Origin of the sequence: Hallella faecis (genome assembly GCF_018789675.1) — a bacterium.
Classification (GTDB): Bacteria; Bacteroidota; Bacteroidia; order Bacteroidales; family Bacteroidaceae; genus Prevotella; species Prevotella faecis.
This window is the reverse complement of sequence record NZ_JAHKBE010000126.1, coordinates 1-1319: the sequence shown is the minus strand read 5'-3', so window position 1 is coordinate 1319 and position 1319 is coordinate 1. Positions and strand designations below refer to the sequence as shown.

Genomic DNA, 1319 nt, shown 5'->3' with positions numbered 1-1319 from the left:
AACCGGAAAGAAAGGATTCTTATCCGAATTCTGTTTTGAAGGGTTTTGCATAAGCTCGGTTCTCTGTGTAGATATTCAGCACGTATTGCCTTGCAGTCATGATCCACTTGGCAGGTACGGAGATGAATCTGAAGACAAAAGCCTTTATGCGACTCGTTTTCTTGAGCCCAAAAGCCTTGGTGTCAAGCCTGCTCATGATGGTCTTGTAGAAATTGTGTATCAATGCAGTAAGCAGAAGAAAGACAGTATTCTCCGCCATGAATGACTTGGGGAGCCTGCTCCAACCGAATCCGTTGTTCATGTCGTCAAAGATACGTTCCTTGCCGCCACGCAGATTGTAGAATTCAACAATGTCCCTTGTCGATGACTTGTAATCGTTGGTCAGAATACAACGGTAAGTGTATTCGCCTTCCCACAGGTCAAGGTCGCCACTGTTGCGTCTTTGTCTCTGGATGACAAGACGATAGCACTTGCCTTCCCATTTCTCAACGAGAATGGAATTGAGTTCGAACTGGATGCCGTTAATCTCCTCCGTCTTCCATCCTCTCAGAGCAAAGATGTCATTGTAGAGCGAACTGCATCGGTTGGCACGGATGTAGAAATGTTTGCAATGCTTCTCTATCTCACTGACGATTTCCTTCGAGCAGGAACCGCAGTCTGCCCTGAAGCGATTTACACGGATGTTCTGGGATTCCAGAAGAGCGAAGAATCTCTTATGGGTGTCTGCCTGATGAAAACGCACATTCGTGTTACCATCGCTGTTCTCGATATAGACTATCTTGTCACCGATAACATATACGCCAGGCCTGTAGCCGAGGAACTTTTTGTAGGTCGGTTTTGCATCATACTTCTCCGTTTCAAGGAACTGATGGTCAAAGTCAACATCGTATTCCTCAATTTCCTTCAACTCGCCTGTAGAAACCAAAGCGTTTATAAGCAATGTGTTGAGTTTGTCTGCAGTATTGAAATCATAGGTCTTGCCTTGGTCGGAAGTATAGGAGATGTTTTCCTGTGTCAGTTCCTTGATGGCTCTGAGGATGGTATCAGAGCTGCATGTACGAAGGGTAGGATGATACGAGAGATGGCGCATCAGTTGTGACGTTACATCTTCCACGCATGAGCCGCCACAGAAATAAACGCTCATCAGCGAACGGACTATCTCGCTGAACTGATATCCGAAGATACTGCTGCATCTCTGACCCAGTGTTGAGTCGATAACGGGTGAAAGCATGGAGTCAAATATCTCCATGATTGAAAAAATTCCTCCAAAAGGTGTGAGTTTCTCAGATTTAATTTGTATTTTTGCCATGTCATATTAG

1 protein-coding gene is annotated in these 1319 nt (G+C 45.1%); it reads right to left on the bottom strand.

Going from position 1 to position 1319, the window contains the following annotated elements; all coding sequences use genetic code 11:
• Positions 1 to 19: 19 nt before the first annotated feature.
• A complete protein-coding gene (locus tag KM934_RS12760; RefSeq protein WP_215760993.1) occupies positions 20 to 1309 on the bottom strand; it encodes an IS1380-like element IS612 family transposase in 1290 nt (429 codons plus the stop codon).
• Positions 1310 to 1319 lie beyond the last annotated feature (10 nt).

Bases quoted from the DNA above. Each gene is read 5' to 3' on its own strand.
- KM934_RS12760 (WP_215760993.1), bottom strand. From the start codon at position 1,309: ATGGCAAAAATACAAATTAAATCTGAGAAACTCACACCTTTTGGAGGA.